Origin of the sequence: Leadbettera azotonutricia ZAS-9 (genome assembly GCF_000214355.1) — a bacterium.
Taxonomy (GTDB): Bacteria; Spirochaetota; Spirochaetia; order Treponematales; family Breznakiellaceae; genus Leadbettera; species Leadbettera azotonutricia.
In genome coordinates this window covers 1802344-1826033 of record NC_015577.1, presented here as the reverse complement: position 1 = coordinate 1826033, position 23690 = coordinate 1802344, and the positions used below count along the sequence as shown (strand labels likewise).

Annotated in this window: 20 protein-coding genes; all 20 read left to right on the top strand. The window is 35.5% G+C overall.

The window, feature by feature from the left end; all coding sequences use genetic code 11:
* Positions 1–58: 58 nt before the first annotated feature.
* The 20 genes from TREAZ_RS07855 to TREAZ_RS07770 all read left to right on the top strand — a co-directional run bounded on the left by TREAZ_RS07855 (position 59) and on the right by TREAZ_RS07770 (position 23654).
* Complete coding sequence (locus tag TREAZ_RS07855; protein WP_015711296.1) at positions 59–1147, top strand: 3-dehydroquinate synthase; 1089 nt, start codon at positions 59–61, stop codon at positions 1145–1147.
* The gene (locus TREAZ_RS07850; protein ID WP_015711295.1) at positions 1147–2682 is read left to right on the top strand and encodes a BamA/TamA family outer membrane protein; all 1536 of its coding nucleotides are present in this window, start codon (positions 1147–1149) and stop codon (positions 2680–2682) included. The genes TREAZ_RS07855 and TREAZ_RS07850 overlap by 1 nt, the downstream gene beginning before the upstream one ends.
* Before the next feature lie 27 nt (positions 2683–2709).
* On the top strand, positions 2710–3888 hold the full coding sequence (locus tag TREAZ_RS07845) for an RNA-binding domain-containing protein (RefSeq protein WP_015711294.1): 1179 nt from the start codon (positions 2710–2712) through the stop codon (positions 3886–3888).
* A gap of 42 nt (positions 3889–3930) precedes the next feature.
* Positions 3931–5262 (top strand): UDP-glucose dehydrogenase family protein, encoded by a 1332-nt coding sequence (locus TREAZ_RS07840; protein WP_015711293.1) that lies wholly within the window; start codon positions 3931–3933, stop codon positions 5260–5262.
* A gap of 15 nt (positions 5263–5277) precedes the next feature.
* Positions 5278–6033 (top strand): ABC transporter transmembrane domain-containing protein, encoded by a 756-nt coding sequence (locus TREAZ_RS17400; protein ID WP_052297660.1) that lies wholly within the window; start codon positions 5278–5280, stop codon positions 6031–6033.
* Positions 5969–7066 carry an ABC transporter ATP-binding protein gene (locus TREAZ_RS17395; RefSeq protein WP_169312619.1) on the top strand — a complete coding sequence of 366 codons (1098 nt, stop codon included), beginning with the start codon at positions 5969–5971 and terminating at the stop codon, positions 7064–7066. The genes TREAZ_RS17400 and TREAZ_RS17395 overlap by 65 nt, the downstream gene beginning before the upstream one ends.
* Positions 7032–8696, top strand: a complete 1665-nt coding sequence (locus TREAZ_RS07830) for a capsule assembly Wzi family protein (RefSeq protein WP_169312618.1) — start codon at positions 7032–7034, stop codon at positions 8694–8696. Before TREAZ_RS17395 ends, TREAZ_RS07830 begins: the two co-directional genes overlap by 35 nt.
* 73 nt (positions 8697–8769) lie before the next feature.
* Positions 8770–9747: a glycosyltransferase family 2 protein gene (locus TREAZ_RS07825; RefSeq protein WP_015711291.1), complete on the top strand. Its 978-nt coding sequence runs from the start codon at positions 8770–8772 to the stop codon at positions 9745–9747.
* 89 nt (positions 9748–9836) lie between these two features.
* Positions 9837–10865, top strand: coding sequence for an IS30 family transposase (locus TREAZ_RS07820; protein WP_015711290.1), 1029 nt, complete (start codon positions 9837–9839; stop codon positions 10863–10865).
* 20 nt (positions 10866–10885) lie between these two features.
* Positions 10886–11656, top strand: coding sequence for a glycosyltransferase family 32 protein (locus TREAZ_RS07815; protein ID WP_015711289.1), 771 nt, complete (start codon positions 10886–10888; stop codon positions 11654–11656).
* A 2-nt stretch (positions 11657–11658) separates the two neighbouring features.
* Positions 11659–12723, top strand: coding sequence for a glycosyltransferase (locus TREAZ_RS07810; RefSeq protein WP_015711288.1), 1065 nt, complete (start codon positions 11659–11661; stop codon positions 12721–12723).
* Between the two features lie 6 nt (positions 12724–12729).
* Positions 12730–14040 carry an HAD-IIIA family hydrolase gene (locus tag TREAZ_RS07805; RefSeq protein WP_015711287.1) on the top strand — a complete coding sequence of 437 codons (1311 nt, stop codon included), beginning with the start codon at positions 12730–12732 and terminating at the stop codon, positions 14038–14040.
* Positions 14037–15011 carry a GHMP family kinase ATP-binding protein gene (locus TREAZ_RS07800; RefSeq protein WP_015711286.1) on the top strand — a complete coding sequence of 325 codons (975 nt, stop codon included), beginning with the start codon at positions 14037–14039 and terminating at the stop codon, positions 15009–15011. The genes TREAZ_RS07805 and TREAZ_RS07800 overlap by 4 nt, the downstream gene beginning before the upstream one ends.
* A gap of 22 nt (positions 15012–15033) precedes the next feature.
* A complete protein-coding gene (locus tag TREAZ_RS07795; RefSeq protein ID WP_015711285.1) occupies positions 15034–15975 on the top strand; it encodes an NAD-dependent epimerase/dehydratase family protein in 942 nt (313 codons plus the stop codon).
* 3 nt (positions 15976–15978) lie between these two features.
* Positions 15979–17100, top strand: coding sequence for a glycosyltransferase (locus tag TREAZ_RS07790; RefSeq protein ID WP_015711284.1), 1122 nt, complete (start codon positions 15979–15981; stop codon positions 17098–17100).
* A 285-nt stretch (positions 17101–17385) separates the two neighbouring features.
* Positions 17386–17574, top strand: coding sequence for a glucosamine inositolphosphorylceramide transferase family protein (locus TREAZ_RS18740; protein WP_425357477.1), 189 nt, complete (start codon positions 17386–17388; stop codon positions 17572–17574).
* A 15-nt stretch (positions 17575–17589) separates the two neighbouring features.
* Positions 17590–18819, top strand: a complete 1230-nt coding sequence (locus tag TREAZ_RS07785; protein ID WP_015711282.1) for a CDP-glycerol glycerophosphotransferase family protein — start codon at positions 17590–17592, stop codon at positions 18817–18819.
* On the top strand, positions 18812–21589 hold the full coding sequence (locus TREAZ_RS07780; RefSeq protein WP_015711281.1) for a YidC/Oxa1 family membrane protein insertase: 2778 nt from the start codon (positions 18812–18814) through the stop codon (positions 21587–21589). Before TREAZ_RS07785 ends, TREAZ_RS07780 begins: the two co-directional genes overlap by 8 nt.
* On the top strand, positions 21586–22464 hold the full coding sequence (locus TREAZ_RS07775; protein WP_015711280.1) for a glucosamine inositolphosphorylceramide transferase family protein: 879 nt from the start codon (positions 21586–21588) through the stop codon (positions 22462–22464). The genes TREAZ_RS07780 and TREAZ_RS07775 overlap by 4 nt, the downstream gene beginning before the upstream one ends.
* Positions 22461–23654: a glycosyltransferase family 4 protein gene (locus TREAZ_RS07770; protein WP_015711279.1), complete on the top strand. Its 1194-nt coding sequence runs from the start codon at positions 22461–22463 to the stop codon at positions 23652–23654. Before TREAZ_RS07775 ends, TREAZ_RS07770 begins: the two co-directional genes overlap by 4 nt.
* The last annotated feature ends 36 nt before the right edge of the window (positions 23655–23690 follow it).

The window sequence follows — 23690 nt, the reverse complement described above, 5'->3', positions numbered from 1 at the left end:
CCAATTCCCTGGGGTATAGTCCTGTTTTTTCTCCGAAACCCTTCGGAAAGGCCGATTTTTGCCCAAATTTACATATAACTTCAACTTTGGAGGCCAAAACTCCGCAGTTTTTATCCAGGATAGCCTGCCGGGCATTGAAGATCTTCAAAATTCCGGAATTCACGCTCCGGAAGATAAAAGCCGCAGGATCCTGCTCGTCTGCGATGCGAATACCCAGCCAATAGCCCGGAAAATACAGGAATCCAGCGAAACCTTGATCCCTGTCTGCGTCCTTCAAAGCGGCGAAACCCATAAAAACTGGGCTTCTGCCGAAGCAATCATCAAAGCGGCCAGGGAAGCGGGCCTTGGCAGGGATGGCCTTTTTGTGGGGATAGGCGGAGGCGTCATAAGCGACCTGACCGCTTTTGCGGCCTCTGTGTATATGAGGGGCGCAAAGCTCTCCCTGGTTTCCACGACACTCCTTGGCATGGCGGACGCGGCCCTTGGGGGCAAGGCAGGATTTGACTATCTGGGCATCAAGAACCTGGTGGGGACTTTCTACCCCGCTTCCCGGGTGTTCATGCCCCTTTGCAGCCTCGAAACCCTGCCCCAACGGGAATGGAAATCGGGCATGGCGGAGCTAATAAAAACAGCCATACTCTCGGATGCTGATTTTTTGAACCAGATTAAGACCTTAAAGCAGGGCAGGGAAAACCTGGATGCCTGCATCGCAAAGGCCGTGGAATTCAAAGGCCGCATTGTGGAGCAGGATCCAAAAGAAACAGGGAAGATGCGGGCCCTCCTTAACCTTGGCCATACCTTTGGCCATGCCCTGGAATCCGCCGCAGGGCTGGGGAAAATATCCCACGGCGAAGCCGTAGCCTGGGGCATAGCCCGCTCCTGCGAACTGGGGATGGAACTCAACATAACCCCTCAAAAAAGGGCAGCCGAAATAATCGCGCTGCTTAACGATTTTGGCTATGAAACCAGGGCGCCCCACCCCCTGAATATCCCCGCAGAAGAAATGCTAAAAGCTATGTCCAGCGACAAAAAGAAACAAAACAGAACCCTTGCCTTTATAGTCCCTGCGCCGCAAGGCGCGGAAATAGCGCAGATTCCCGACGGAAGCCCCCTGCCAAAAAAAATAATCAACAGAGAGTCCCAATAATGAAGAAATTCCTGATCCTGCTAGCCGCTGCATTTTCCCTCTGTCCCATGCTTTGGACCCAGGAAGCCGAACCTATCCCCGATGCCTCAGGCGATGCCCAAACTGTTTACACAATAAGAAACCTCGATTTTGACTTTAACGGCCGCACCCGGCCTTTTGCCATTATTTACAATGGCGAATTTAAAGAAGGCGAACGCCTCCTGGGAAAAGCAGCCCTGGATCGCTATATAGCCCGGAAAACCCAGGCCCTTCTAAACCAGCGGGTTCTCGAAAGCGCTTCCATAGAGTATGCCCTTGGAAACCCCGACGCTGACGGCGCCATCCCGGTGGATCTCCTGATCCATGTAAAAGACACCTGGAACATCATAGCCCTGCCCTACCCCCAGTACGACAGCAACGACGGCTTCAAGTTCATTATTAAAGCCAGGGACTATAACTTCTTTGGCACCATGTCCGCGTTGAGGGTGGACTTTGGTTACGAACGCGACAACGACGACAACAATACGTTCAGCTTTAGCATAGATTCGGACATACCCTTCCGGGCCGGCGGCTTTGACTGGAGCATTAATTTTGACCATGACTTTTCGTACACTGTCGGAGAGCCCCTCTATTACAGGAATGTAACCGGCATTTCCATGGAGCTGCCCTTTAAATCCACTACGTTTACCTTCGGCTTTAATGAATACATTATTTTTAACGAGGAGAACAGCGACAGCGTCAAAGACCGCTACGGTATTACGGAAGATTACTTCGACGGCCCTTATGCCTCAAGCGAAGTGTTCACTTCATGGCGCATACCCCTTGGGGTTGAAGTAGGGGAATGGGGCGCATTAACCTATACCCCCAGGCTTGCCGCCAAAATATCGTATACCAAGGGGGGCGTAGACGAACCCCGGAGGCCCACCGTAACCTTTAGCCATTCTGTAGGCTTTGGCAGGGTCAACTGGATAGGCAATTACCGCGAAGGACTCGAGGCTTCCATAAGCAACAGCAATTCTTTTTTTATTGTCCCCAATGACTGGTCCAGCAGCCTTACAGCCAACACCACCTATTACCACACTTTTGGCAAACTCCTTGGGATTAGCGCAAAGCTCGAATACCGCCAATGGTTCAACGACGTGCTTTACGATGCGGGCGGCGCATTGCGTGGCATTATAAACAACCGCATACGCGCGGAAAACATGCTCTCCTTTAATATCGACTTCCCCTTCAGGCTTATTCATTTTACTCCATCCGAATGGTACAGCAACCGTAAACTGCGCCTTATCGACTTCGACCTCCATTTCTCCCCCTTCTTTGACATGGCCCTTTTCAAAGGCCCCTATAACCGGTTCAAGGACATTCCGGAAGAAGGCTCCGGTTTTAATTTTAAAGACGCCCTCTATACCGCCGGCGTAGAAGTAATAGTATTCCCCGCCTTTATGCGCAGCCTCTATCTGCGTGCCAGCGTCGGCTATAACCTTAAGAAAATTATCCAGACAGGCGACATCCCCAAATGGGACGAGATATTCATAGGCATGGGGCATCATTATTAGAATGAGCAGGAAATTACCTATTGGCCCATGGAAAACGGTAACAGCATAGCTATGAATGAACAAGAATTGCTTGCAATAATACAGGGCGGGGAATCCAGCAAAGTTCAATTCAAGGAGCGCTTGCCCCATCTTGACACCCTTGCTCATGAGTTAATTGCTTTTTCGAATTCCCAGGGCGGTATTATCCTGTTTGGGATAAATGATAAAACCGGTAAATTGAATGGACTTTCGTTTGCAGAGATACAGCAATTAAATCAGCAATTGGTAAACACAGCATCTCAGAAAGTATATCCGCCTGTTTATTTGATAACCGAAACGATTCCCGTTCAAGGCAATAATATTGTTGTTGTTACGGTCAATGAAGGCGGTGATAAGCCTTATAAAGATTCAAATGGCACTATTTATGTAAAAAATGGAGCCGATAAGAGAAAAGTCACTTCCAATGATGAAATAGCCCGTTTATTACAGAGTAGAAAATCGTTATACGCCGATGAATCATTAATAAATGGAAGCTCTATAAATGATATTGATTTGGATCAATTTAATTCATTTATATTGCGGAAATATAAAAAGTCAATTGAAGATCTAAATATAGATGTTGAAAAGATACTTGCGAATTTAGATTTATGTAAAAATGATCTATTGAACCTGACATGCCTTTTGCTGTTTTCCAAAAAAAGGCATCTGCTCCGACCCCAGTTTTCTATTCAGTGTGTTTCAATTGACGGTCCAAAAATTGAAAATACATTCATAGATAGTGAAGGAATTATCGATGGGACAATTCCCATAGTCTTTCAAAGAACAATGGATTTCATTGACAGGAATATGAAGAAAGTCCCTGAAACCACTGGTTTTAACAGCCCTACAAAATGGGAAATACCTTATGAGGTCTTTGAAGAACTAATTGTAAACGCCCTGGTGCATAGGGATTATTATATTTCTTCCACAATAAAAGTTATAATATATTCCAATCGTGTAGAAATCATAAGCCCTGGGAAATTACCCAATTCGCTTACCATCGAAAATATAAAAAACGGCGTTTCCATTGCCCGCAATCCGATATTATTGTCCACAGCCCAGTTTATCCTGCCTTATAAGGGGCTTGGCACAGGAATAATCCGGTCATACAACTTATATCCGGAAATTATTATGGAAAATGATATCGTAAACAACCAATTTAAAGTGGTTATCAAAAGAAAAACGTGAAATTAAATCTCTTCTAAAAAAATCCTTCTTGGAGCTGAATAAATGATAAATATTGCGGTTATTGGCACTGGATATGTTGGCCTGGTATCCGGCGCCTGCCTCGCTGATTTTGGCAACATGGTTACCTGCATAGACAATAATTCTGAAAAAATAGATATCCTCCAAAGAGGGGAAATTCCCATTTATGAACCGGGGCTTGACCTGATTGTGGAACGCAACACCAAGGCAGGGAGGTTGCATTTTACGACCGATTTTGAGGCCGCAGTCACGGCAAACAACGTGTTATTTATCGCCGTAGGCACTCCCCCGGCAGATGATGGCAGCGCTGACCTTCGCTATGTCAAGGAAGTTGCCCGGAAAATCGGACAGGTCATTGAATCTTACACAGTGGTTGTTGATAAAAGCACGGTTCCTGTGGGAACAGCCCGCAAAGTATATGGATGGATTAAGGATGAACTTTTAATAAGAGGCAAAGACATTCCCTTCGATGTGGTTTCCAATCCAGAATTCTTAAGAGAAGGCTCTGCGGTACAGGATTTTACCCATCCTGATCGTGTGGTTATTGGTTTGGAGAACGAAAGATCCCGGAAAATTATGAAGGATATTTATCGATCTCTTTATCTTAACGAGACCCCTTTTATAGAAACAAACCTGGAATCGGCAGAAATGATTAAATATGCCTCTAATTCGTTTTTGGCTTTAAAGATTACCTTTATTAACGAGATAGCAAATCTTTGCGAAAAGGTCGGGGCCAACGTTCAGGATGTAGCTAAAGCTGTAGGTCGAGACGGAAGGATAGGTTCAAAATTCCTCCATCCCGGGCCTGGCTATGGCGGCTCCTGCTTTCCCAAGGATACCCAAGCCATGGCTCAGATTGGGAAGGACTACGGCGAGCATCTTTCTTTGGTAGAAACTACCATCGAAGCCAATAAACGGCAAAAAATCCGAATGATAGAAAAAATCGAATCAGGCATGGGCAGACATGGTTCCTTGTCCGGCAAAACAATTGCTATTCTGGGTTTGGCTTTTAAGCAAAATACCGATGATATGCGGGAGTCTCCGGCTATCCTTATTTGTGAAGGACTTGCTTCCAAGGGAGCTAAATTGAAGGTTTGGGATCCTGCAGCAATGAAAGAGGCACTCTGGCGATTTGAGTCGATAAAAGATTATGTTTATTTTGCTCGGGATGAATATGATGCTATTGAAAACGCTGATGCCCTGGTAATTCTGACCCCATGGAATCAATTTAGAAATCTCGACCTTCCACGGATTAAAAAACTTCTTGCGTTGCCCTATTTTTTCGATTTGAGGAATATCTATAAACGCAATGAAATTGAAGAAATCGGATTAATTTATTTCGCTATAGGTAAATAATTATTATGAGGATATATGAAATTCCATTTGATTCTCTCGTTGCTTGACAAACGGGAAAAACGCCAATTAATTTTTATATTTTTATCACTACTCATAATGGGATTTGTTGAACTATTAGGTATCGGTTCAATCGGTCCTTTCATTTCGATAGTGTCAAACCCTCAAATTATTTACTCTAATGTCTATTTAAATAAAATTTATACTTTTTTTAATTTTACATCAGACAATGATTTTATAATCGTATCTGGCATACTTGTTATAATTGTTTTGGCTTTGAGTAATTTATTTCTTTCTTTAATCAATTTTATTATATATTACTATTGCGGGAAAAGACAGCACTCTATAGCCATGCGTCTAATGGAAAAATATCTAAGACAGCCTTATATTTTTTTCTTAAACATAAATACTGCAGAACTATCAAGAAATATTTTAGGTGATGTCGGTACTTTTGTTAGAAATGAACTTATTAATCTGCTTCAGCTTATTTCCAGTTCTATAATTGCATTGGCAATAATTATTTTATTAATAATAATGAATCCACTTCTGGCACTTATCATAAGCATGGTCTTAAGCGTTTCATATATCGTCATTTTTACAATAACTCGTAAATTTCTCTCAAGAAAAGGAAAAGAAAGATCCGTTTATAATACATTAAAATATAAATATATCAATGAAACTTTCGGTGGAATAAAGGATATAAAAATCCTTGGGAAAGAAAAAGTTTTCCTCAAATTTTTTTCCGAACCTTCAAAAAAAATATGCCATGAATGATGCAGTAAGCGAGGTAGTCAACGATCTTCCTAAATATTTGATTGAAACTATCGCTATTGGTGGAATAATCGGCGTAATTATTTTTTTAATCCATTCTGGCTCAAAGATTGATGAATTTCTCCCTGTTTTGACTATATACGTCTTTGGTGCTTATCGTCTTTTACCTCTGCTTCAAAAAATATTCAGGGCCAATGCAAGTATTAAATATAATTTCCCAATCGTAGAAAATTTAAATCGAGATTTCCGCGGACTTCCCGATGGTAGTGCATTAATAAATGAAAACACTCTTAAAATGAATTTCCGCAAAGAAATTAAGCTTGAAAATATCGTTTTTGCATACCCTACCAGTAAAATAGATATTATTAAAAATCAGAGTCTTTCGATAGCATCCAATACCTCTATTGCACTGGTTGGCTCTACTGGCTGCGGGAAAACAACCTTTGTTGATATAATTCTCGGATTGTTAGAGCCCCAAACAGGAAAAATTTTTATAGATAATATTGAACTTACTGATAAAAATAGAAAAAATTGGCAAAAAACTCTTGGCTATGTTCCACAATCAATTTACCTAACTGATGATACAATTCGTAATAATATTGCCTTTGGAGTTGATCAAAAAAATATAGATAATAATGCGCTAATAAGAGCCTCCAAATTAGCTAATATTCATGACTTTATTGTGACTGAATTAAAGGATAATTACGATACTATAATAGGTGAACGAGGTATCCGTTTATCAGGTGGACAGCGGCAAAGAATCGGCATAGCTCGGGCAGTATACCATGATCCCTCGGTTCTTATTTTAGACGAAGCCACAAGCGCTTTGGATGGTTTAACTGAAAATGCTATTATGGATGCAATAAAAAATGTAAGTCATAAAAAAACGATTATTATAATAGCACACAGGATCACTACTGTAAAACACTGTGATGAAATTTACCTGATGGATAAAGGCATTATAATTGACAAAGGCAATTATGAAGAATTATACCAAAAAAATGAAGCCTTTAAAAGAATGGCCGATGGAAAATAAAATTATCAAAGCCTTTATCTTTTTGTTTTTTTTGCTCACAATAAGTATTAATGCACAGGAATCACTTAAATCAATAGAAGAAGATTATTATTTTTTTTTATCATTACAGGGTTTTGAACCCTACCCTACTTTAAATTATCGTACATTATCAGATTCAACCTGGTCCTTTAAAAAACAAACTGAACATATCTGGCAGGAACAAAATCTTGGAACAAAACATCCTTTATTTAATGATTTCTCCATACGAATATATGGACCAGAATTATTTGCCTCATATAATACGGCTTCCCCATACGGACAAAACGATGGGGCTTTGTGGCAAGGGAAAGGCCTTAATTCGAGTTTAACTAGCGGAGCCAGATTTGAAGGGTATGGAATCGAATTAACATTTAAACCCCAGTTGTCGTTTTCGCAAAATCTAGATTTTGACCTTATCCAACGCGAAATGTCCGGATTTAATTACACAGATAAAGCTGAAAAATATGGATATTTTTGGGGCACTATTGATGCCCCGCAACGCTTTGGAGATAATCCATTTTTCACTTTTGATTGGGGCGATAGCGAAATTCGCTATACATGGAAAACAATAACCATTGGTTTTGGTACACAGGCTATATGGCTTGGCCCATCTTACCTAAATTCGATACTACATTCAAATAATGCTCCAACGTATCCAAAATTTGATATCGGCATACGAAAACAACCGATGACTATTCCATGGATCAATTGGTATATAGGAGATATAGAATTCAGAATATGGGTAGGCTATCTATCCGAATCTAAATATTTTGATAACGATGATTCAAATGATCATAATATGTTTCATGGTTTATCTTTTGCCTATGCCCCCTCTTTTTTACCTGGGCTAACCCTTTTTATAAATCGGGTTTGTATTGTCCCCTGGGAATGGGAAAATTTGAAATTTATTGTTCCTAAAAAAAATAATACTACTGAAGATCAAAAAATGTCATTTGGTGCATATTATTTATTGCCACAAGCTAGTATTGAAGTGTATAGCGAATTGGGAATTGATGATTTTACTGTAGGAGGATTTGAAGGCTATCTTAGATATCCATTTCATACTATGACATATACTATTGGTCTAAAAAAAATAATAAATATTGTACCAAAACAAAAATTATATGGCGAAATAATCTTTGAATGGAATAGTATGGAGATGTCTCAAGATTTTCAGTTCCAATGGGCATATTCACCATATTCCCATGGCACAATAAAACAGGGATACACAAATCAAGGACAATGGTTAGGGGCGGGAAGCGGATGGGGTGGCAATAGCCAATATCTTGAATTTAAGCTTTATTATCCAAAAGGAACATCATCTTTATTAATCCAAAGAACTAACCCTGATAATAATTTTTTATACAGCAAAGCAATAGAGGCTTCGGCAAGTCAAGATAATTTGGAAAGACAATATTATACAAGCTGGAAATCAAATTTTATAATAGGAATTAATACAAGATATTTTGTTACAAAACAAATAAGCATAGGTGGTGGTTTCTTATATAATTTAATAATCAATCCATATTATTATTTTAATAAAACAAGTGAATTTGAAGATAAATTCATGCATAATTTTTCTTTACAATTAATTGCAAAATGGAATTTTTAACCAATTCAAGGCTCCCGCGCGTAAGTATGTTTTTGAGTATTAAACCTCTTGCCACTAATAAAAGTAGACTTAGATGAAATTATTAAGTATTATTATACCAGTATATAATGTTAAACCATATTTAATACGATGTCTCGAAAGTATTATAAATCAAACCTATAAGAATTTAGATATCATTATTGTGGATGATAGTACTGATGGCAGCGCTGAAATTTGCGATGAATATGAAAAAAAAGATAATCGTATAACTATTATCCATAAAAACCGAAGCGGAGTAGCAGATGCCCGCAATGCAGGCTTGGCAATAGCCAAAGGCGAAATAATAGGCTTTGTTGATGCTGATGATTGGATAGATACTGATATGTATGAAGTTTTAATTGATAATTATAACAGAACTGGTGCAGACATTGTAATGTGTGGCTGTTATTATGCATACGATACAGTGTTTTTTAAAAATAATAATGATGAGTTTTTTAATATAGATATTTTACTAAACAGAGAGATGGCCTTGGATCTTTTATTATACGATAGTAAAATAAAAAATCATGTATGGGATAAAATATATAATAAAAAATTATTTTCAAATTGCTTATTCCCTGCTGGTGAATTTTTTTTTGAAGACACTACTATAATGTATAAATTATTTTTACAAATAAATATGATATCTGTCGTTTCTAATTACAAATATTATTATTTTCAAAGAAATGACTCTGGTGTACGCATTAAAACATTACAAGCTGAGATACGAAAAGTAAATGCCTATTACGAACGTTATGAAGAGTTAAAACATTGTACATTTGTCGATCAAGAATTATTATTCTTAAAAACACTTAATATAATATTTGAATTTTATATTATGTTTCCTTTTAATCTCAGAAAAGAGAATAAAATGTTTCTACTATTAAGTGAAAAAAAAAATAATTATAATAATATACGTCTTAGAGATAATTTGCTTATCCATATTCCACGGATTCAGTTTATTTTTATAATTGTTTTAATTACTTGGTCATTATATTTATTTTTAAAAAAAATCATAAAAAAATTCCGATAATTATTAATCCCCGGTTCAAGACCGGAGTGCGACAGATAGTTAAGGGGAGGGGCTAGCCCCTCCCCGAAAACGGCAAAACCCTGTAAGGTTTGTTTACCAGAACATTCACTCACAGGAGCGTCGTCATCAAAAAGTTTACCCCCAAATCGCCTGAAAAGTATACCCAACTAACCCTTGCGGAGAGGGAGGAGATTTCTTTGGGCCGGAATTCCAATACTCCCGTGTGTGAAACGGCCGCGAAGCTGGGGAGATCCCCCAGCACTATTTACCGGGAATTAAAGAGAGGCAGGCCGTGCAAGAACAACGTCCAATACCGGGCCCACAAGGCCCAGATGCGGAGCGATGAAAGGAAAAAGGCCGGCCATTTCAGGGAAAGGATACCAAACAAGGAGATAAAGGCTTACATTGTTGACAAACTGCGGCAGGGGTGGTCTCCCGAACTCATAGCGGGCAGATTAGCCAAGGACAATCGCAGTTTGAAGACCAATTATGAAACCATTTATCAATGGATTTACGAAGACAGGCCGGATCTATTCTGCTATCTTGTCCGGCACCATAAGAAACGCAGGGATCGAGGCTCCGCAAAGGGCAAAAGGCTGCCAAAAGTGCTTTATAGGACCATGATTGGCGAAAGGCCCCGGTATATCGACAACCGCAAGGAATTTGGCCATTGGGAGGCCGACACGGCCATATCCAGGCAAAGCAAGGCGGCCATAATGGCTACCGTTGAACGGAAAACCCGGTTTTTATTGGTCAGGAAAATAAAGAGCAAATCGGCCCCCTGCATGCATGAAGCCCTGGTCAAATGCCTTGGGGAATATTCATTGCGAAACCGCATGTCAATCACCTATGACAATGGGACTGAAAACGCTTTTCACCTGGCAACCAATAATTGCTTGAATACAAAATCGTATTTCTGCAATCCCTACCACAGCTGGGAAAAAGGGAGCATTGAAAACAGGATTGGGATTCTCAGGAGATATTTTCCCAAAAAGACGAATTGGATCTTGATCACGCAGGCACAAATTGATAAGGTAGTAAAAGAAATAAATTCCAGGCCTATGAAGCGATTAGGCTTTAGAACACCTTACGAGGCCTTTGTTGCACTTCGCTCTTAAATCCGGGAATATAAGACTAAATGATTCCTAAAATAATACATTATTGTTGGCTTTCAAATGATCCAATTCCAGAACAATACCTAAATTGTATGAAATCTTGGAGACAAAATCTTCCAGATTATGAATTTATTTTATGGAATTTAGAACGATTTAATATAGAAGATTCTATTTGGGTAAAACAAGCATTCTACAAAAAAAAATATGCTTTTGCCGCTGATTTTATTAGATTATATGCTGTATTTAATTTTGGTGGGATATATATTGACATGGATATAGAAATAGTTAAACCATTTGATATATTGCTAAATAATAATATTATCCTTTCATATGAAAATCAATATAGTAAAAATATAGAAGCTGGATTTTTTGGAGCTGAAAAAGGAAATGCTTTCATAAAAAAATGTTTAGATTATTATAACAAACGAGAATTTTCCGAACCAATATTAATTATGCCTGAAATAATGAAATCCATATTACAAGAATCATTTCTTAATGAAAACATTCATGTTTATTCCCATGATTATTTTACAGCAAAAGATACAAGAACAGGAATAATCAAAATAACTAATAATACTTTTGCTATACATCATTTTGCAGCTAATTGGAAATCAAAGTCAGATAAAAACAATATCAAAATCATGTGGAAAATTACAAGAATATTTGGCGACAATATTTTTTCAAGAACAATTTATCATTCCGTTTTTAAGTTTAAAAATATTATTAATAGAATAAGAATAAATGGCCTATCTACATCAATAAAATACTATTATAAGAAATATCACATAAAATAATTATGAGCAAAAATACCAAAGTTAGCATTATCGTTCCTGTCTTTAACAGCTCCCTTTATTTTCGGCAATGTCTTGATTCTATTATTAGTCAGACTTTAAAAGATATTGAAATTATATGTGTATACGATATATCAAAAGATAATTCCCTTGAAATACTTAATGAATATGCAGAAAAGGATAAAAGAATTATCATTATTAACCTTCAAGAAAACAGACGACTGGGAGCTGCCAGAAATGCAGGAATAAATATTGCAAAGGGCGAATATATTGGCTTTGTTGATAGCGATGATTGGATAGAGTTGGATATGTATGAAAAACTTTTGAATACTTCTTTATCTATCGGTGGAGCAGATATAGTAACTACTACTAAAATTTATAGAAATAGAGCAGAGAATCAATATATTGAACGGCATATCCCTCTTGAATCATTAAGAAAATCAAAAAATGAATTCAATAAATTTGTTTGTAAAAACGCATCTGCTCCGTTATGGATGAATATTATCAAAAAGAAATTATTTTTTGATAATGAACTTTTTTTTGCCGAAAAGCTTCAGCATGAAGATGTTCCTATTGCCCATGCTTTATACTGCATTGCCCAAAAAGTTGTAATTGTTGATTTACCCCTTTATCATTATCGCGATAATCAAAAATCAATTTCAAATACTGCGACAGAGAACCGATTTGATCTCATGATTACAAGTATTATGTATCTTAATAATATGAAAAGACTTGGATTATACGATCTTTATAAAGATGAATGTGATTATTGGTTTTACACTCGTTATTATTGCAGGATGCTATCAACCTGTTTTACTGATTTTCCTGTTATACGAAGGGATTATATAAAAAAAATCAAAGAGGAATTTCTTAAATACATTCCTGATATATCAAAAAATAGATACTATCAAACAAAAAAATGGGAAAGATTCGATATATTTTTATGGATTATCAATAAGAATACCAGCATTGCTTGTTTTATTTATAATATCTATAAATTTTTAAAAATTAGTTTTCTTATAGGAAAGAATTCTATTTTTGAATCAAAATGGAAAAAAATTAAACATTAGGCGTATATGCGTGCAGTAATTATGGCAGGGGGCAAGGGGACGCGTCTTCTTACCTTTACCAGAAACCAAATCCCCAAACCAATGGCCCCTGTATGCGGTAAACCGATTCTGCAATGGCAGATAGAGTGTTTAAAAGCTAACTCTATTACAGAAATATGCATAATTACAGGGCATTTGGGCGAAACAATTCAAGAATATTTTGGAACTGGAGATTTCTTTGGTGTATCCATTCAATATTTTCATGAAAATATTCCTTTAGGAACCGCAGGAGCTATAGCACATATTGCGTCTTTTATAAAAAATGAAAATTTCTTGCTTGTCTTTGGGGATACTATATTTGACATCGATATTGAGCGTATGCTTTCGTATCACAAAAAGAAAAATTCTTCTATAACCCTATTCGTACACCCTAATTCTCACCCCGTTGATTCAGATATTGTTATTCTTGATGACAATAAAAAAGTAATAAAAATTGACTCTAAGAATAATATACGGAAATATTGGTATAATAATATCGTTAATGCTGGCCTATATTTGATTTCATCAAAAGTTATTGAAGATGTTCCAAAATCTGGTAAAATTGATCTTGAAAAAGATATTATTTCAAAAAAAATTGAAAAAAATGATGAAATTTATGGATATTTATCGACTGAATATATTAAAGATGCAGGTACTATCGAAAGAATTTCTCAAATAGAACTTGATATTTTCAGTGGTGTAGTTTCAGCAAAAAATTTATTAAAGAAACAAAAATGTATTTTTTTGGATCGGGATGGTACAATAAATCTGGATAAAGGGCTGATTTACAAGCCAGATGATCTTATCTTGGAACATACTGCTGTTGATGCAATAAAAAAGATTAATCATTCATCTTACCTAGCAATTGTCATTACAAATCAGCCATCCGTTGCGCGGGGCTTGTGCGATATTGAAGATATTCAAGAAATTCATCGAAAACTTTGTACCCTTCTTGGTCAGGATGGTGCTTTTATTGATGATATTCAATTTTGTCCTCATCATCCCGATAGGGGTTATCCTGGTGAAAATTTGGAATATAAAATTCCTTGCCAATGCCGAAAGCCAAGTATCGAAATGATAACACGCAGTGCACAAGCATGGAATATTGATTTATCTCAATCATGGATAATTGGAGATACAACAGTTGATATTCAGACAGGCAAAAATGCTGGGCTAAAGACAGTTCTGGTAAAAACTGGTCAAGCCGGTTTGGATGGAAAATTTACTGCTAGCCCGGATAGAGTATGCAAAAATATTTTAGATGCTGTAAATACTATTTTGCAAGGTGAAACATCATGATTATTACACGTACTCCATTCCGTATCAGTTTATGCGGTGGTGGCAGTGATATCTCAACATTTTATAAAAAAAATAGCGGTTTTGTATTAAGCGCCAGTATAAATAAATATATGTATATTATAACTCATCCATCTTTTCAAAAAGATAAAACAGTTCTTAAATATTCAAAAACTGAAATTGTTGATAATCTAAATGAAATCGAACATATTTACTTTAAAGCCATACTTCAAAAGATGGACGTTTCAGGCATTGAAATTACCAGCACTGCAGATATACCTGCTGGAACCGGTTTAGGTTCTTCTAGTTCCTTTACAGTCGGTTTGCTGCATAATTTATATAGTTATAAAAATAAATTTGTATCAAAGGAATGTCTTGCTGAAGAAGCATGTAAAATAGAAATTGAAGTTCTTAAACAACCCATTGGGAAACAAGACCAATACGCCGCAGCATATGGTGGTTTGAACTTTTACACTTTTCGTCCGGATGGCAGCGTTTTCGTTGAGCCTATATTAATGGAACAATCATCCCTGATAAATATGCAACGTCGATTAATGATGTTTTATATTTCTGGTACAAGGAGCGCATCTGCAATTCTAGAAGAACAAAGAGAAAATATTAAAAAAGGAGAATATGAAAAAAAGTTAATAAAAATATGTCAATTAGCTCAAGATCTAAGAATTTCACTTCAAAATAATGAAATTGATACATTAGGAAAAATACTTCATGAAAGCTGGATGCTTAAGCGTTCTCTTGCAGAGGGCATTACTAATATGGAAATTGACAAGTATTATCAAATAGCCTTGGACAATGGTGCAATAGGTGGGAAGCTTCTCGGAGCAGGTAGCGGTGGATTTTTGCTGCTCTATGTTCCTGAGTCAAAACAAGATAAAGTACGAAGTGCAATAAATATCCCAGAACAAAAATTCGACTTTGAACGACAAGGATCAACTATAATTTATATTGGATCTTAATTTATACACAAAGGATAAAAATTTGAAAACATTTTTAGTAACAGGTGGAGCAGGTTTTATTGGAAGCAACCTAATTAAAAATCTTCTAAACAATAATAATAAAGTAATTTGTATTGATAATATGATTTTAGGCAATAAAGAAAACATTGCTTCTTTTTTGACGAATCAGAATTTTATACTCTTTGAGGAAGATATTTCAAATATTAAATCGTTACTGAATTTTACGTCAAAAGAAAATATTGATTATATTTTTCACTTAGCTGCCAATTCTGATATTCGGGCAGGAGCAAATGATCCAACAATTGATTTTAAAAATACTTTTCAAACGACTTATTCAATTTTAGAATTTATGCGTCAAAAAAAATTAAAAAAATTATTTTTCTCGTCCACTTCCGCAGTGTATGGAGAACAGACTAATGTTTTTCTTTCTGAGAATGCAGGATCATTAATGCCTATTTCATATTATGGGGGTGCAAAACTTGCATCTGAAGCTTTCATTTCATCATTCGGATATATGAATGATTTGGATGTAACTATTTTTCGATTCCCCAATGTCATAGGCCCAAATTTAACTCATGGTGTTATATTTGATTTTATTAAAAAATTAAAATTAAATAGTTCGAAATTAGAAATATTAGGCAATGGTACGCAAAGCAAGCCTTATATATATATAGATGATCTCATAGAAGTAATTTTGATGCTTGCCTTTAGTAGTGAAAAAGGTATAAATATTTATAATGTTGGTGTAGAAGGTTCTACTTCAGTCAAGGATATTGCAGATATGATATGTATTAAAATGGGGTTAAAAGAAGTAAAATATACTTATACAGGTAGCGACAGGGGATGGAAAGGTGATGTCCCTACTTTTAAATATGATTTAACAAAGATCCACCAAAGAGGATGGATTGCTAAATATAATTCAAATCAGGCTGTTCAAGCTACCTTAGACGCCATTCTTAATTAATATATGAATTCTACAGAAAAATTAAAACGCATAAGTTTATTGGTTGACTCTTTTAGTGAAGGCGGAGCTGAGCGGGTAATGGTTACCTTGGCAAACACGTATCTAAACTGGGGATATCAAGTAGATTTTATTGTTATTCGGGATATCGGTTTATATAAAGATCAATTATCTAAAAACGCAAAAAAAATAGTTCTTTATAACGGTAGCCATTCTTTAACCATAATTAATCGTTTAAAAAGAAAGATTAGCGTTTATTTAAGTCTTCTATTATATTTTTGCCATGATTCGCCTGATGTATTTATGGTCACTATGCGAAGGGATAATATTATTGCTTCTAAAATTTATAACCTATTTCCTCAGCACTTTCCATTAATTTTACGCGAAGCTGATGTAATTGTAGAAGATGAAGGAAAAGAAATAAATGAGATGAAACGATGGTATAAAAAAGCTCCTTTTGTCATAGCGAATTCTGAATGTACAAAAGATGATTTAATTAAAAAAATTAAGCTAGATAAAAATTCTATAATAAGAATATATAATCCTATGCTTTTGCCTCAGAATATTGAACGTGCAAAAAATAAAAATATTCGTATTATAGGTTGCGGTAGACTGGTTGCAAAGAAAAACTTTGCCGACCTCATACAAGTTTTTTCATTGATATATAACGAATATCCAGAGGCCGAATTAACGATTATAGGGGAAGGCGAGGAGCGGACAAATCTTGAAGCCCTAATAAAATCATTAAATCTTGAAAATGCAATCCATATGCCCGGTTCAGTTTTAAACCCTTATGATTATTATTCTAAAGCGGATGTTTTTGTACAGACTTCTCTGTATGAAGGATTTGGATATGTACTGCCTGAGGCAATGGCCTGTGGTACCCCCGTTGTTGCTTATGATTCAAAAGGAGCTATGCGTGAAATATTGGCCGACGGAAAATACGGTATTTTGGTCATACCTGGCGATCTTGACTCATTAAAAAAAGCAATTCTGAAACAAATTATTAGTCCAACTCCCTATGTATTGCTTAAAGAAGCGGTTGAGCGATTTGACAAAGAAAAAATATGCCATGAATATTTACAAGTATTTGAAAATGCTATAAATAAAAATGCAAATCCTAATTGATTTTGTATCGTATTAAGCGCAAATTCATCAGAACATTTTTTTGTGAACAATGGTCTCTTCTGGTGTGTGACCGCAAGGGTTCTATTTTGACCCATATTGTGCCACTAACCAATTATATATGGGCTGTTCCATTTCCCATAAAATTTAATGGGAAAGCATACATATTTATTGAACAACAGATCGGAACCGGAAACAGTATTCTTGGTGTTATTGAATTATTTCCTAATTTAACCTATTCTGCTCTTACGCCTATTTTAAAAAAATTATTGACTTTCGTTCCTCAATATTTTTTATATAATAGAAGGCAATAACGATATTTGGTATATAATTCCAGAAACTCATAAAAATAGAATTATAGATCTATATAGGGCTTCCGATTTCCCTTATAAATGGGATTACACAATGACCTTAATGCATAATGTTACTGTGGTTGATTTAACTGTTTCTTTTAATACTAAATCATTCAAAAAATAACAGGAACTTCAATTTATGTTTTTACTCTACATTGACCCCGGAACTGGAAGTATGCTTTTCTCCATAATTATGGGATTAGCGGCGGCTCTTTATTTTTTTTCACGAGCATTGATCATCAAAATAAAATTCTTTTTTTCAGGATCAAATAACAAAGAAGCAGCAAATCATGAATCATTTGTTATTTATTGTGAAGGGTCTCAATATTGGAATATATTCAAACCCATTCTTGATGAATTTGAAAAAAAGAATATAAATGTTACCTATTTAACTTCAGCAGAAAAAGATCATTTCTTCAACGAAAGCTATCAGTATATTAAAGGTATATATATCGGTGAAGGCAACAAGGCCTTTGCGCATTTAAATCTGCTCGAAGCTGATATATGTCTTATGACCACACCCGGCCTTGAAGTTTATCAGCTTAAAAGATCTAAAGGCGTGTCTCATTATGCCCATATACTCCATAGTCCCGATGATCCTACAAGCTATCGTCTTTTTGGTACAGATTGGTTTGATTCAGTACTCCTTACCGGGGAATATCAAGTGGCAGAACTCAGGCTTCTTGAAGCCAAAAGAGGTACGCCAAAAAAGGAACTTCCGGTAGTCGGATGTACCTACCTTGATGTATATAACGATAAAATCAAGTCCATTCCTGCTGAAGAGAATCATATCTTTACCGTCCTGATTTCTCCCTCCTGGGGAGAAGGAACTTTATTAAAAGCCTTTGGCGAAAATCTTCTTGACCCTCTGGTAAAAACCAGCTGGCGCATTATTATCCGCCCTCATCCCCAGAGTAAAAAACAGGAAACCGAGATGCTTTCCCGCCTTGAAACACGGTACAAGGATAATAAAAATATTGAATGGGATAATTCTCTTAACGAATTAATTTCTCTTTCCCATTCAGATATAATGATTTCAGATTTTTCTTCTATTGTTCTCAATTATATTTTTCTTTTTAATAAACCAGTAATTTATACTACCGCTCATTATAATATCAAAATGTATGATGACAGTGATCTAGACACCCCTCCATGGAAATTTGAAGCCTTGAAAACTTTTGGTATTGAATTAAAAGAGGCTGAATTATGTAATATAGAAGAAATTATAAAAAAAGCTTCTGCCATCGAAGAATTGCAGGCCGCCCGTAAAATGGCAAAAGAAACGGCATGGCAGTATATAGGCGAAAGTGCGGTACGGACAGTGGATTTCTTGGTTTCAACAAGAGAACGGATCTTAAAAGATGCTTGATATTCTTTTTAATATAATCATTTATCCCATTAAACTTCTCCTTGAATGTGTTTACATGATACTATCGGTTTCTGTTTTCAAAGACAATATTGGGGTTTCCCTTGCGGGCCTGAGTATAACCGTCAATTTGCTTTGCCTTCCTCTTTATACCAAGGCGGAAAAACTCCAAGAGGCTGAACGGGATATTCAGAAAAGGTTGGCACCTCGTGCCGCCGATATTAAAAAATACTTTAAAGGCGATGAACGGTATATGATCCTGTCCATGCATTATCGGGAAAATCATTATCATCCCATAATGGCCTTAAGGAGTTCTTTAAGTCTTTTAATACAGATACCTTTTTTTATTGCGGCCTATACCTTCCTTTCTCACCTCGACATATTAAATGGAAGGTCTCTTTTTATTTTAAGAGATTTGAGTGCTCCTGATGCTTTGTTCACTATAAGCAGTTTCAAAATCAATGCACTCCCTGTATTAATGACCATTATCAACATTGGGGCAGGGCTTATTTACAGCCGAGGATTCCCCTTAAAAGACAAGGTCCAGCTCTACCTTATGTCTTTGGTCTTTCTCGTCCTTCTTTACAATTCCCCATCAGTTTTGGTACTTTACTGGACATTTAACAATATTTTCTCTTTAGTAAAAAATATTTTATTTAAGATAAAAAATCCTTTTAAAATTATTTATTTTTTAGGATGTTTATTATTCGCCTTCTTCATGATTTATGTAGTTTTTATTCGCTATAACGAACCCATGAGGGCGGCCAGAAATAAATTATTTGCCGTTGCGATTTTTATCTTTTTTGCCTGTATTCCATTTTTTATCTTTCTATTAAATCGGTTTATAAAACCCAAATTTTTCTTTCTTTTCAATAATTTACAAAACAGTCTTGTTATTATGACTTTCTCTTGTTTTTGCCTTTTAATTCTTGTAGGATGTTATATTCCTTTTAATATTGTTTCCTCAGACCCTATCCAGTTTGCCACTATTGAAAACATCAAAAACCTTTTTACGATCCTTATTTATCCAGCAGTGCAGGCGGTGGGCTTTTTTCTATTTTGGCCCCTCTATATCTTTTTCCTTTCTCCCAAAAAACTTAAAAGTATTTTTGCCATGATTGCTTCAGTCACCGCCATTACGGCATTTATAAACTTATTTATATTTAGTAGCAATTACGGTATTATTTCACAGACTCTGAATTTTCAGCTCCGATCGGGACAGTATCTTGCAGGTACCCCTAACGTTCAAATTTTGAATATTCTTGCCTGTATCGGAATATTTGCTATTTTTCTTTTAGTAATTTATTTAAAAAAATCAGGCGCAATTACTATTTTTTTAATACTTTGCGTTTTAAGTATCACTTTTCTTTCAGGTAGTAAACTCTTTTCCATTAAAAAAATCGTTGAACATGATTTTGAAATACGAGAACAAATAGCAAAAACTGAAACGAATTCTGATAATATGACTATAAAACCAATTTTCACTTTAAGTAAAACAGGTAAAAATATTTTTATTATCATGTTAGATACGGCAGTAAATTCTTATTTTAAGATATTAACTGAAAAAAGGCCGGATGTTGCAAAAGCATATAATGGTTTTACTTATTATCCCAATATTCTTTCTTTTTACCGACGGACTTTATTTGGCGCTCCCCCACTTTTTGGCGGCTATGAATATTCAACATACAATATGAATAAGCGTTCCAATATACTAATGAAAGACAAACAAAATGAAGCAATACTTCTTTTGCCTCTGCTATTTAAAAAAGAAAATTATGATATTACAATTACTGATATGCCCTATATAGACTATGGGGAAAGCAAGATTTCAGATTTTTACGGGAAATATGATATAAAGGGGCAAAATATTCAAGGATTATATAATACTAAATATATCCATGAAGTATTAGAGCTTGAAAAATACAAAGATACTTCCCGAATTGATCTTTTACTAAAAAGGAATTTTCTGCTTTTCAGTATTCTCGAAACAACTCTTTGTTCATTTAGGGATATTATTTATCAGAATGGTAAGTATTGGTCCTCAGTAGACTATACTTTAAGCAGCCACGTATCTACCTCGGCATTAAATAGCTATTCCACCCTTTATTATCTCCCTGAACTTACAAAAATTAACGATAATAACAAGGAACAAAATAATACTTTTACTATTATGATTAATGATTTGACTCATGAACCTTCTTATTTACAATACCCTGATTTTACTATACCTGCTGAAATTATAGAACATGGAGATAATTTTTTTGGCAATAATTCTTATAAATATTATCATGTAAATTCATCATCCTATATCTTATTGAGTAAGTGGTTTGATTATCTCCGTTCTGAAGGTGTCTGGGATAATACCCTTATTATTATCGTGTCTGATCATGGTGAAAGTGGTATAACCAACCCTGATTTCACTTCATTTCAAAACAATCATATTCTTTCATATAATCCAATTCTTTTGGTCAAGAATTTTTCTGACAATAGCAAATTAAAAATAAATAATGAATTTATGACCAATGCAGATATTCCCCTTCTTGCTCTTGAAGGCAATATTGTAAATCCTACAAATCCTTTTACCAAGAATAAACTTACTGCGGATAAGAAAGAGGGTATTTATATATTTACTGAGGGTTTTACCAATACGTCTTATTATAATGGCACAACCTGTTTAGAAGATGATTCAAAGTTTTATCATGTTAGGGACAATATTTTTGAACCAAAAAACTGGCAAGAATTAAAATATGGGGACTTTAAAAACAATAAATGAAACCTATAACTTTATTTAGGATTAAAAAGAAATTACTTCGTACTTTTTTTTATGAACAATGGTCGCTTTTGGTTTGCGATCCTGATGGCAATATACTTAAAACCATAATCCCTCCTATAAATTGCCAATGGGCTGATCCCTTTCCAGTTGAATATAATGGCAAAACTTATATCTTTATAGAGCAGCAGTTGGGAAGTGCAAATGGAACTTTAGGGGTAATTGAACTCTACCCTGATTTAACTATTTCGGTTCTTACGCCTATTTTAGAAAAAAATTATCATCTTTCGTTTCCCAATGTTTTTTGTATAAGAGAAGGCAATAACGATATTTGGTATATGATTCCGGAAACTCATGAAAATAATACCATCGATCTGTATCAAGCCTCCGATTTCCCTTATAAATGGGATTACACAATGACCTTAATGCATAATGTTATTGCGGTTGATTCAACAGTTTTTTATTATAATCAAAAATGGTGGCTTTTTACAAATATTGAAACAAAACCTGATCCTATAAACAAAAATTTATCTGCTTTTTATTCCAATTCCTTCCCTTCTGATACTTGGACTCCTCATTTACAAAATCCCTTAGTTTCCAATCTTGAAAATAGCCGTATGGCCGGGACGGTTTTTTATAATACACAAAATAGGTCCCCCTATCGGCCTGCTCAAAATTGCCTTAAAGATTATGGAAAAGAAACAAATATTAATGAAATTATGGAATTGACACCATTTTCTTATAAAGAAAAACTAATTAATACATATCTTCCTGAGCGAAATCTTCATGCGGTTTGTACCCATACCATAAATTATACAGATAAATATATGTTACGAGATATAAAAACAAGAACATTTCGAGGGAATTTAAAAAAATGACTATACTTGGCATATTTCTTCTTAATCAAATCCGTACTGGCGGGGATCGGCGTTACCTTGAACTCATGGAATTACTGGCTGAGCGGAAAAACAATGTTTTTGTTATAATGAATGCCTTTCTAGATTATACGCCGCATTTTTTTAATAAAATTGAGATATCTGTTAAATATGTTCGCCATCATTTACCTCCCGCCTCTTGGCTTTTTAAAAAACATATTAACAATAATTTAAATAAAATTAAAACAGAAATAATAAACAAAGGATTTTCCTCAATGGATATTATTCACATACATGGCGACATAAATATAAAATCGTCATTATTACTAAAAAAAAAATTAAAATGCCCTTTATTCTATGCTTCGCGCTGTAATGACATTGATAGAGCTAAAATATTACGCTTATACGGAAAGTTAACTCCGAAGGAATATATTTTTTCGTTATTAAATATACCAATTAACAAATTTCGTGAAGGGCAGATCGGACATTACGCTGATTTAGTCACTTTTCAAAACAGTAAAGATCGTGATTGCTTTCTTGCAAGAACTAAATGCGATAAATCTAGAACAATTATTATTCCAGGGAATATAGGACTGCCCAGATGTACTCCTGAATGGGAACATAAAAACATTTCTTCAAAAATGGAAAAAATAGTTTATATTGGTTCTATTTCTGCCGGTAAGGGCTTTTGGGATTTGCTAAAAACTCTTGCAGATTTAAAGAAAAAAGGGTTTGGCTTTTTGCGCTGTTTTGCACTAGGAAGAAAAGAAAACGTTGCTCAAACTCTGCAACTTATAAAACAACTTAATGTCGAAGATATGGTTTGCATAGAAGGCTTTAAAGATCCCTTCCCCTATCTCGCGGAATGCGATCTAATGGTCTACCCTACCCTTTATGATGCTTTTCCTGACACGGTACTTGAGGCTCTTCATACTGATTGCCCGGTGATTGCATCATCTGTTGGGGGTCTTTCCGATATGCTTCAATACCCTGAATTACTTTTTGAATCTGGCAATATACCGGAAATAACAACCATTATAGAGAGATGTATCACAAATAATTCTTTCTATTTGCATATTAGAAAACTTTGTGCTGAACGTAAGTCTGTTTATCATTTTGACTGGGCTGGAAAATTTGAAAATACCATGAAAGAATATCTTAAACAGAAGGGAAATAAAGCTTCAAAACAATAAGGCCAGGCATATCAAGGACAGGCTTTATTGGGTGCT